The organism is Mycobacterium sp. (assembly GCF_049585075.1).
Lineage (GTDB): Bacteria > Actinomycetota > Actinomycetes > Mycobacteriales > Mycobacteriaceae > Mycobacterium.
In genome coordinates this window covers 1-11033 of record NZ_JBAUZA010000043.1, presented here as the reverse complement: position 1 = coordinate 11033, position 11033 = coordinate 1, and the positions used below count along the sequence as shown (strand labels likewise).

Below are 11033 nucleotides of genomic sequence, written 5' to 3'. Positions count from 1 at the left end.
GCCCTACGCCGATGCCTCGGATCGGGGCGGGAGCTGCTACCTGGACTGCGAGGTCATCACCATGCACGTGCGGGCGTGTACCGAAGCAGGTGTGACGGCGGGTTTCCACGTCATCGGCGACGGCGCGGTCGCCGCGGTCGTCACCGCGTTCGAGCGCGTGGTCGAAGACCTCGGTGTGGCCGCGGTAGCCCGGTGCGGCCACCGCTTGGAGCATTTGGAGATGGTCACCGCAGACCAGGCAGCCAAGCTGGGCGCGTGGGGCGTCATGGCCAGTATGCAGCCCAGTTTCGATGCACTCTGGGGCGGCGCTGACGGTATGTATGCCCGCCGTCTCGGTGTCGACCGAGCAGGGCGGCTCAACCCGTTTGCGCTGTTAGCATCCCAAGGCGTGGCCCTCGCGTTCGGATCCGACGCCCCGGTAACCGGCCTCGACCCCTGGGCGACGGTCCGCGCAGCTGCCAACCATCACACACCGGGCAGTTCCGTCTCCGTGCGTGCGGCATTTGCCGCGGCCACCCGCGGTGGCTGGCGCGCCGGCGGCGTCCGAGACGGGCTGATGGGCACCTTGGTTGCCGGCGCACCCGCGTCCTATGCCGTCTGGGACCTCTGCGACCTCAGTGAGCTCGAAGCCAGCGTGCCGAGCGACGCCGTGCAGCGTTGGTCGACCGATCCACGTTCGAGGGTGCCCGCCTTGCCGCGGCTGGGTCCGACCGATGCGTTGCCCCGCTGCCGGCAAACCGTGCACAGGGGTGCCGTCATATATGGCTAAGCGCCTCAGGCGGTTTGACCGCCGGATGCGGCCCGGCGAGGACACCGAGGTCATCCCGGCGGTCGACGACGACACCGGCGTAATCCCGGTCCAGCACGACGACGACGAGGATGATGACGACGACACCGAGCCCGAGCCGGAGGACACCGGCACCGAGGCCGATCTGGAGCCGAACGGCAACCGAGTCGCTGAACCAGCGACGCAGCTAGGCCGGCGACTGGTCCAGCTCGGCGGGGTGCTGCTGGCATGGCTGGGCAACCAGCTGCGGATGCGGCTACCACAATTCGGCAAAGCGCTGCGGCCACGCCTGACACGGCTTAGCGCCGCGATCCTCGCCGGTCTGCTGCTCTGCTCGAGCTACCCCGGGTTCAACTGGTGGTGGGCGGCCATCCTCGCGTTTGCCGCGCTGGCCTGGGTGCTGACCCGCCCGGCCACCACACCACTGGGTGGATTCGGTTACGGCTTCCTATTCGGCCTGGCGTTCTACCTGCCGCTAATCCACTGGGTCAGCATCCTCGTCGGCGCAGTACCCCTACTGGCGCTGGTGCTGCTGTGTTCGCTGTTTCCCGGGATTTTCGGTCTGCTGGCCGTCGTGGTGCGCCACCTTCCCGGTTGGCCGATCTGGTTCGCGGTGTTGTGGGCAGCACAGGAATGGTTGAAGTCGACGATCCCGTTCGGGGGATTTCCGTGGGGCGTGGTGGCTGCAGGTCAAACCGACGGCCCGTTTTTGCCGTTGGTCCGGCTGGGCGGCGTTCCGCTGCTGTCGTTGGCGATCGTGCTGGTCAGTTGCAGCGCCGCCGCGATCGCACTGGAAATCGCGTCGTGGCTGCAGGCCTCCCGTGCGCAGGCGGCCGAATCGCCGCCTGCGGTGATGCTGCCGGCGGTCTGCATCTGCCTGGCGTTTTTCGCCACCGCCGCCATTTGGCCGCAGGTCCGCCATTCCGGCACCGGGTCGGGCAACGAACCCGTCGTCACCGCTGCGGTGGTTCAGGGCAACGTGCCGCGACTCGGCCTGGAGTTCAACGCGCAGCGTCTTGCGGTGTTGGCCAACGGTGTCCGGGAGACCCGCCAGCTGGCCGACGACGTGCATGCCGGACGTGCGCCTCAACCTGACTTCGTGGTGTGGCCCGAGGATGCGTCGGAAGTCGATCCGCTGCGCAATCCCGATGCAGCGCAGCAGATCTCAGCGGCCGTCGAGGCGATCGGCGCGCCCATCCTGGTCGGTACGGTGCTTGACATCGCGGGCCGGCCGGCCAATGCCCCGGCGCAAACGAACACGGTGATTGTCTGGAACCCGAAGACAGGACCCGCCGACCGGCACGACAAGCGGATCGTGCAACCGTTCGGGGAATACCTGCCCTGGCGCGGCTTCTTCCGGCATCTGTCCGGGCTCGCTGACTGGGCCGGTTATATCGTCCCGGGCCATGGGACCGGCGTGGTGCGCGCTGCTGCTGTTCCGGTGGGCGTTGCGACCTGCTGGGAAGTGATATTCAACCGCGCGTTGCGCGACTCGGTCCGCAACGGCGCCGAGGTGCTCGCGGTGCCCGCCAACAACGCCAACTTCAACCAGACCATGAGCGAGCAACAGCTGGCCTTTTCCAAGGTTCGCGCCGTGGAGCTCGACCGCTACGCCGTGGTGGCCAGCAATGTGGGGATCTCCGCGCTGGTCACACCCGACGGCCGTGAGCTGGCCCGCACCAGCTTCTTCGAGCCGGCCTACCTGGCCAACCAGGTACGCCGCAAAACGACATTGACGCCGGCCGCCAAGTGGGGTCCGGCCGTGCAGGGAAGCCTCGTCGTGATAGCTGTTGCCGTCGTGCTCGCTGCAATGCTGCACAATGGATGGTTCACGGAGATCAACCGTCGTCGGTCAGAGCTGGCAAAGAACTTCCGGTCAGCAAAGGAAAAATTCGACGACGACCTGCTCGGCGACGACGAGGTAGCTGACGGCGAGCTCGACGAGTACGGCGAGGACGCCGCGCTCGACGAGGGCGGCCGGCACTCAGCCCGGCACGGGCCAGAAGAAGGAGACACATGACCACCGGTGATTCGGTGCCGCAGGACGCTGCGGGCGATCGCCCCACCCTGCGCACCCTGGTGATCATCCCCACCTATAACGAGCGGGAGAACCTTCCGCTGATCATGCGGCGCCTGCACCAGGCCCGTCCCGAGGTGCATGTGCTGGTCGTGGACGACAGCAGCCCCGACGGCACCGGAGAGCTCGCCGACGAGCTGGCGTCGGCGGACCCGGACCGGGTCCATGTCATGCACCGCACCGCCAAGGATGGCCTTGGCGCGGCGTACCTGGCCGGGTTCGCCTGGGGGCTCAGCCGGCAATACACCACGCTTGTCGAGATGGACGCCGACGGGAGTCACGCGCCCGAACAACTGCACCTACTGCTCGAGGCGGTCGATGCCGGAGCCGACCTGGCCATCGGTTCGCGCTACGTCGCCGGCGGGAACGTGCAGAACTGGCCGTGGCGGCGGTGGGCGCTGTCCTGGACAGCCAACACCTACGCGCGGCTAGCCCTTGGCATCGGCATACATGACATCACCGCTGGTTACCGGGCTTATCGTCGGGACGTTCTGCAGAAGATCGACCTAGACGCCGTCGACTCCAAGGGCTATTGCTTCCAGATCGATTTGACCTGGCGCGCGATCGGCAGCGGCTTCAGCGTTGTCGAGGTGCCGATCACTTTCACCGAGCGTGAACTCGGGGTGTCCAAGATGAGCGGCTCCAATATCCGCGAAGCGTTGGTCAAAGTCGCCCAGTGGGGCATCAGCGGCCGGTTTCACCGCAACCGTGCGGTGTCGGTCAACAACTGAGCCGCCACCCAGCGGACCCTGAGATAAACCTGATACGATCCCGTCGCCTCCGTTGGCAATTGGGTTGGTACGGCAGCTGACCCGCCAACGCTCACCAACGGGAGGGAAGCCATGTACCGCATCATCACATCCGTCACTCTTGCCTCTGGGGGCGTCGCGGCGGCGGCGTCCCTGGCGATGGGCGTCGCCGCAGCGGATCCCGACGCCGCGGCCGTCACGGTGCCCGATCCGTTCGGCGTTACATTCGTGGGTGCGCCGACATTCACGTACGAGACGAGCGATCCGTCTGAAAGTATCGCCTACGGCTACCAGACATTGAACTTCGATTCGGCTAACTTGTCGCCGTCCGTGGAACAGTTCTTCCTCGACAACGTGACAGTGGATGGCCATCCGCTCAACCTCGAGACCAATCCGCTTATCGCCAACAATCTGCAAGTCGACGTCATCGACAAGCTGGAGTCGAACGGAGCCGAACAACAACAGATTTTGCTTCCCGCCATCCCCGACACCAACATCGAAAGCGGTGTCATCGGCATTCACAGCTTGGGTGACGGCTATGCCTACGAATACATCGATTTGGTCGGACCCGGCACGACGAGCCTTAATAGCAATGGCGTCGACCACGCCGTCGGCGCCTTCTTGGTGACGCCGACCGGCACCTACGACGTGTCGCACTGGGAGAACGGCGGCGACTACGGCGGTCAGGCCTACCTGGAAAGCCAACTCTTGAACTACACCAACCCGGTGTCCGATCCCTTCGGTGTCACGTTGGTGGGGCAGCCTGATATCACGTATCAAACCGTCGACGTGCTTGCCAATGACGCCTATGGCAGCCAGACGGCCAACTTCAATTCCAGCGACATGGCGCCGTTTGTGGAAAGTTTCTTCACCAAAAACGTGACGGTGGATGGCCAGCCGTTCAACCTGACCACCAATCCGCTCACCGTTTCCGATCTGACGACCCACGTTATCGACAAGGTCCAGTACAACGGGCTATTCGACGGATTCTCTGATCAACAGATCCTGCTGCCGAGCATTGCCGGCACCAACATCGAACACGGCGTAATCGACATTGAGAACTTGGGCAACGGCTACAGCTATGACACCATCGACCTGGTCGAATCCGGCAACACCAATGCCATTGGCGCCTGGTTAGTTACGCCGACCGGCGATTATGACGTGTCGGCATGGGCGGTGCCCGAAGTCCAAATGTTCGATCCGGCCGCCTTCGACCCCAGCGCGTACTTCCCGTTAGATGGCCTGGTGCCGCCGCCAGGTTTTGATTTCTAACCGGCGGTCAAGCTCAGCTGCCGCGACGGCGGGTCCTGATCAGGTCGAGACGCTCCTTGAGCAACTCGTCGAGCTCCTCGACCGAGCGGCGCTCCAGCAGCATGTCCCAGTGCGTGCGGGGCGGCTTGACCTTTTTCGGCTCCGGCAGGTCACCCTCAATCAGGGTGCCTTCCATGCCATTACGGCACAGCCACGTGCCGGGGATCTCGGCGTCGTCAGCGAACGGGACGTCGAACTCCTCGCCGTTCTCGGTCCGGTACCGCGCAATCTGGCGTGGCGCCAAGTCGTGATTGCGGTCGGTTTCGTAACTCACGGCTCCAAGGCGACTGCCTCTCAGGACGCGATCAGCCATTGGTACCCACTCCTCTTAACCTCTTCTCAGCAGTTAACGCCCTAGACAACGTCTGGGCGGTATGCAGAGTTCCCAGGGTTTCCGCGTACAAGTACGCGACTCGACCATCCATGATACCGGGATCGGAGCAGAACCCCGACTAAAGTCGGCCGCGTGAGCCGTCGCGTCCGCCCGCAACCGTGCCGCTGGTGTGGACGCGATGTCGCCGAAAGCGGGCTGGGCCGTCGCCGCCAGTATTGCCGCCAATCGTGTCGGCAACGGGCCTATGAGCAGCGAGCCTCCATCACCGGTGTCAAAGGTGCGTCGCTGCCTGCCGACGCGGTGGTGCTGTCCGCTGGTGAGGCCGCTGACCTGTCCGACCGGGTCTACCAGGTGCGATGCGCGGCGGAAGACGTTGCGACGGCGCTTGACGAAGGGGCCGGGGCAACCGAGTTGCGCGAACTGTGCGATGCGCTGATGCAAGCCGCGCAGGCCGCCGACGGCTGGCGCTGACTGGGCAGACCACGCGTTTAGCCTTGGCTAACTGCTGACGGGTACAGTTCCGCCATGGATCGCTGGTGCAACGCCGGAATTGGCTGCGGAACCAGGCCAACAATCGGGCGAGCAAGTCGGTGCACAGCGCCACTTCTCCGGGTATGAAGCCGGAAGCGTTTGACCCGGCTGCTGCGCTCCGGGCCGCATTCTCCGCTCCAGCGACCACCTAAGTTAGGCGAGGGGTAGCGACATGGTTGACCAACTTCAGCATGCGACTGAAGCCTTGCGAAAAGCGCTGGTCCAGGTCGACCGCCTCAAGCGAAAGAACCGCGCACTGCTGGAACGGTCCAGCGAACCGATCGCAATCGTCGGGATGGCCTGCCGCTTCCCCGGTGGGGTGGATTCCCCAGAAACCCTGTGGGACATGGTGGCTCAAGGCCGCGACGTGATGTCGGAGTTCCCGAATGACCGCGGCTGGGATCTGGCCGGCTTGTTCGATCCCGATCCCGACGTGCCGCACAAGTCGTATGCGCGCTCCGGTGGTTTCGTCGACGATGTTGCGGGTTTTGACGCCGGATTCTTCGGTGTCGCGCCGAGCGAGGCGCTGGCGACGGATCCGCAGCACCGCATGCTGTTGGAGTTGTCGTGGGAGGCGTTGGAGCGGGCCGGAGTTGACCCGACCACGTTGCGAGGTAGCGCAACCGGCGTTTTCGCCGGAATCATCGCTCAGGGCTACGGCATGCTCGCCGAAGGCATCGAGGGCTACCGGCTCACCGGCATGACGTCGAGCGTGGCGACCGGCCGCGTGGCCTACGTGCTGGGGTTGGAGGGCCCGGCGGTGTCGGTGGACACCGCGTGTTCGTCGTCGCTGGTGGCGCTGCACATGGCAGTGCAGTCGTTGCGGTCAGGCGAGTGCGACCTCGCATTGGCCGGCGGTGCGACCGTCAACGCCACCCCGACCGTGTTCGTCGAATTCAGCCGGCACCGCGGCTTGTCGCCGGACGGCCGATGCAAGCCGTTCTCGCAAGCTGCCGACGGTGTCGGCTGGTCTGAGGGCGGCGCGATGTTGGTGGTGGAACGCCTCTCGGATGCCCAGCGGCTGGGTCATCCGGTGGTGGCGGTGGTGCGCGGTTCGGCGGTGAATCAGGATGGCGCCTCCAACGGGTTGACCGCGCCCAACGGGCCATCTCAGCAGCGGGTGGTTCGGGCTGCGTTGGCCAACGCGGGGCTGACTGGCTCCGAGGTCGATGTGGTGGAGGCCCACGGCACCGGTACCACGTTGGGCGACCCGATCGAGGCCCAGGCTTTGTTGGCGACGTATGGCCAAGACCGTGTTGAGCCGTTGTGGTTGGGGTCGATCAAGTCGAACATGGGTCACACCCAAGCCGCGGCGGGGGTGGCCGGTGTGATCAAGATGGTGCAGGCGATGCGCCACGAGCTGTTGCCGGCGACGTTGCATGTCGATGAGCCCAGCCCACATGTGGACTGGTCGGCGGGGGCGGTGGAGTTGTTGACCGAGGCGCACCGCTGGCCGGCCGACGATCGGGTGCGCCGGGCGGGGGTGTCGTCGTTCGGCATCAGTGGCACCAATGCGCACGTGATCATCGAGGCCGCTCCCGCGGTGGATAAGGCGGCCGAGCGGGGGATTGCGCCGCCGGTCGTCCCGTGGGTGATTTCGGCCAAGACCGCGGCGGCGGTATCGGCGCAGGCGAACCGACTTGGCGAATTCCTCGGCGCGCGTGAGCAATTGGATGACGCTGACGTTGGCTGGTCATTGGCAGGTCGGTCGAAATTCGAGCATCGGGCGGTGGTGCTCGGCGCAGGGCGTCAGGAGTTGCTCAACGGTTTGGCTGAACTGGCGGACGGACTGCCGGGCGCCTCGGTAGTCCAGGGGCGTGTCACACCGACGGGTAAAACCGTGTTCGTCTTTCCCGGCCAAGGCTCCCAATGGCTCGGTATGGGTATCGAATTGCTCGACACCGCACCGGTTTTCGCTGAGACAATCAACGAATGCGCAAAGGCATTCGCCGAATTCGTCGACTGGTCACTCCTTGACGTCCTGCGCGGCGCGCCGGGCGCGCCCGGGCTGGACCGCGTCGACGTGGTCCAGCCGGCGCTGTTTGCGGTGATGATTTCGCTGGCCGAATTGTGGCGATCGGTGGGCGTACGGCCGGACGCAGTGATCGGCCATTCCCAAGGCGAGATCGCGGCCGCCTACGTCGCGGGCGGGCTGTCGCTGCGCGACGCCGCGCGGGTGGTGACACTGCGCAGCAAACTGCTGCTGGCGCTGGCCGGCCGGGGTGGCATGGTTTCGCTGGCGTGCAGCGCCGAGCATGCACGAGAGCTATTGGCTCCCTTCGCTGATCGCATCAGCATCGCCGCGGTCAATGGACGATCCGCCGTGGTGGTCTCCGGTGAAGTCGGTGCACTCGACGAGCTGCTCGAGCAGTGTGCGCAGCGTGAGCTTCGTGCCCGTCGGATCGACGTCGACTACGCATCACACTCCGTGGACGTCGAATGCATCCGGGAACAGCTGGCCGACGTCCTTTCCGGCCTTGAGCCGCATTCCTCGCACACCGCGTTCTTTTCCACGTTGACCGGCGGTCTGCTCGACACGGCCGGCCTGGACGCCGACTACTGGTATCGCAACATTCGGCAGACCGTGCAGTTCGATCAGGCCGTGCGTAGTGCAGCCCAACAGGGCTATCGGACCTTCATCGAGTGCAGTCCACATCCCGCGTTGATCGCCGGCATCGAGGATACGTTCAACGACTGCACTGACGGAAGCGCCGAACCGATCGTCATCCCCACCCTCGGCCGCGAGGAGGGCGGTATCCGCCGATTCCTCAGCTCGGCCGCACAGGCCTTCGTAGCGGGTGTGGGCGTGGATTGGCGTGCGGTGTTACCCGCGGCCGAGTTTGTCGAGTTGCCGACGTATGCCTTTGAGCGACGGCGCTTTTGGCTTGCCGGTGACGGTGCTGCTCTTGACGCTGCGGGTCTGGGGCTGGGCGCCAGTGAGCACGCGCTGCTGGGTGCGGTGGTGGAATTGCCGGATTCGGGCGGGGTAGTGCTAACCGGACGGCTCTCGGCAGCCTCGCACGGTTGGTTGGCGGATCACGCCGTCGACGGCGTGGTGGTGTTCCCGGGTACGGGATTTGTCGAGTTGGCGATCCGCGCGGGCGACGAAGTCGGCTGCGCGGCTGTTGACGAGCTGACATTGCAGTCGCCGTTGATGCTGCCCACATCGGGTTCGGTCGCCGTGCAGGTCGTGGTCGGGCCGGCCGAGGAGTCCGGCCAGCGCAGCGTGTCCGTCTTCTCTCGGGCCGACACCAATGCCGATTCGGCGTGGATCTGCCACGCCAGCGGACAGTTGGGTTCGAAATCGCTTGAGCCGAGCGCGGATTTATCGGTGTGGCCGCCCGCGGGCGCGACTCCGGTCGATGTATCCGATGGTTATCAGCGGTTGGCGGCACGCGGGTACGAATATGGTTCGGCATTCCAAGGGTTGACCGCGCTGTGGCGCCGAGGCGACGAGCTGTTCGCTGAGGTCACCCTGCCGGATGCGGCTGGCGGCGTAGCGGGATTCGGCGTACATCCGGCGTTGTTGGACGCAGCGCTGCACGCGGCGGTGATGGCCCACGACGGCGATGGCCACACCGAAATAGCCCTGCCATTCTCCTGGGAGGGCGTGTCGTTGCACGCGGCGGGGGCGGCGGCGGTGCGGGCGCGGATTGCGCCGTCGGGTCCGTCGTCGGTGTCGGTGGAGTTGGCCGACGGGTTGGGGTTGCCGGTGTTGTCGGTGACGTCGATGGTGGCGCGGCAGGTGTCGCAGCAACAGTTGATGGCGGCGGTATCCGGCGCGGGTGGGGACCGGCTCTTTGAGCTGGTGTGGTCACCCGCTGCGCCTGCCTCGCAGGCTGAGACGCCGTCGTATGAAGTTTTCCAAGCCGCTTCGGCCGCCGAGGACCCGGTCATCGACACCTACGAGCGCACGCATGCCGCGTTAGCCGCCGTGCAGTCGTGGCTGACTGAGCGTGACTCCGGAGTATTGGTGGTGGCCACCCGCGGCGCCATGGCGCTACCCGGGGAGGACGTCACCGATCTGGCAGGTGCCGCGGTGTGGGGGTTGGTGCGTTCGGCGCAGACCGAGAATCCCGGCCGGATCGTGTTGGTGGATTCGGATGTGCCCGTTGACGATACGGCACTGGTTTCGGCACTTGCGACCGGTGAGCCGCAGGTGGTGCTGCGGGGTGGGACGATTTACACCGCGCGGGTGCACGGCAGCCGGGCCGTCGACGCCGTGTTGGTGCCGCCGGGCGACGGGCCATGGCGGCTGGGGCTCTCCAGTGCGGGCACCTTCGAGAATCTCCAATTGGAGCCGGTGCCCAACGCCGATGCGCCATTGGAGCCCGGCCAGGTCCGGGTCGCGATGCGCGCCATCGCCACCAACTTCCGCGACATCATGATCACCCTGGGCATGTTCACCCACGACGCGCTGATCGGCGGCGAGGGCGCCGGCGTCGTCGTTGAAGTAGGGCCCGGGGTCACCGAATTCGCCGCCGGCGATTTGGTGTACGGCCTTTTCCCGGAGGGCAGCGGCACGCTGGTGGCCGCAGACGTCCGGTTGTTGCTTCCCATGCCTGCCGACTGGTCTTACGCCGAAGCTGCCGCCGTATCAGTTGTTTTCACGACCGCATGGATGGCGTTCGTACAGCTAGCTGACGCCAAGCCGGGGCAGCGGGTGTTGGTGCATGCCGCGGCTGGTGGGGTGGGGATGGCGGCGGTGCAGTTGGGTCGGCATTTGGGGTTGGAGGTGTTTGCCACCGCTAGCAGGGGTAAGTGGGACACGTTGCGGGCCATGGGCTTTGACGAGGACCATATTGCCGATTCGCGCAGCCTCGATTTCGAGGAGAAATTCCGAACCGTCACCGGTGGGCGCGGGATGGATGTGGTGCTGGATTCGCTGGCTGGTGATTTCGTTGATGCCTCGTTGCGGTTGGTCGCCCAGGGTGGGGTGTTTTTGGAGATGGGCAAGACCGACATCCGCGACCCCGATGTGGTCGCCCAACAACACCCGGGAGTGCGCTACCGGGCCTTCGACCTCTTCGAGCCGGGCCGGCCCCGGATGCACGAATGGATGCTCGAACTCGCCGAACTGTTCGACTCTGGAGTGCTTCGGCCGTTGCCGGTCACCACGTTTGATGTGCGGCGAGCGCCGGCGGCGTTGCGGTATTTGAGTCAGGCGCGTCATGTCGGCAAGGTTGTGTTGACGATGCCGGATGCGTGGGCGGCGGGCACGGTGGTGGTGACCGGTGGTACCGG

Annotated in this window: 5 protein-coding genes and 1 pseudogene; 5 read left to right on the top strand and 1 reads right to left on the bottom strand. The window is 65.7% G+C overall.

Annotation, left to right across the window (positions count from 1 at the left end; all coding sequences use genetic code 11):
* The 3 genes and pseudogenes from WB785_RS02190 to WB785_RS02180 form a co-directional block, all read left to right on the top strand.
* Positions 1 to 769, top strand: a 769-nt coding sequence (locus WB785_RS02190; RefSeq protein ID WP_424077059.1) for an amidohydrolase family protein, incomplete at its 5' end; no start/stop codon positions are given.
* 268 nt (positions 770 to 1037) lie between these two features.
* Positions 1038 to 3595 (top strand): annotated as a pseudogene (gene lnt / locus WB785_RS02185) (apolipoprotein N-acyltransferase).
* Between the two features lie 111 nt (positions 3596 to 3706).
* Positions 3707 to 4885, top strand: coding sequence for a hypothetical protein (locus WB785_RS02180; protein WP_424077058.1), 1179 nt, complete (start codon positions 3707 to 3709; stop codon positions 4883 to 4885).
* Between the two features lie 13 nt (positions 4886 to 4898).
* Here WB785_RS02180 and rbpA read toward each other — a convergent pair whose 3' ends face one another.
* The gene (rbpA, locus tag WB785_RS02175) at positions 4899 to 5237 is read right to left on the bottom strand and encodes an RNA polymerase-binding protein RbpA (RefSeq protein ID WP_325677518.1); all 339 of its coding nucleotides are present in this window, start codon (positions 5235 to 5237) and stop codon (positions 4899 to 4901) included.
* A gap of 153 nt (positions 5238 to 5390) precedes the next feature.
* Here rbpA and WB785_RS02170 point away from each other — a divergent pair, with 153 nt between their 5' ends.
* Together WB785_RS02170 and WB785_RS02165 are read left to right on the top strand one after the other, a co-directional pair.
* Positions 5391 to 5729 (top strand): hypothetical protein, encoded by a 339-nt coding sequence (locus tag WB785_RS02170; protein WP_424077057.1) that lies wholly within the window; start codon positions 5391 to 5393, stop codon positions 5727 to 5729.
* Positions 5730 to 5961: 232 nt separating this feature from the next.
* The coding region (locus WB785_RS02165; protein ID WP_424077056.1) for an acyltransferase domain-containing protein at positions 5962 to 11033 on the top strand (5072 nt) is incomplete at its 3' end.

Excerpts from the sequence above, each read along its gene's own strand:
- WB785_RS02180 (WP_424077058.1), top strand. The coding sequence starts at position 3,707 with ATGTACCGCATCATCACATCCGTCACTCTTGCCTCTGGGGGCGTCGCG.
- rbpA (WP_325677518.1), bottom strand. The coding sequence starts at position 5,237 with ATGGCTGATCGCGTCCTGAGAGGCAGTCGCCTTGGAGCCGTGAGTTAC.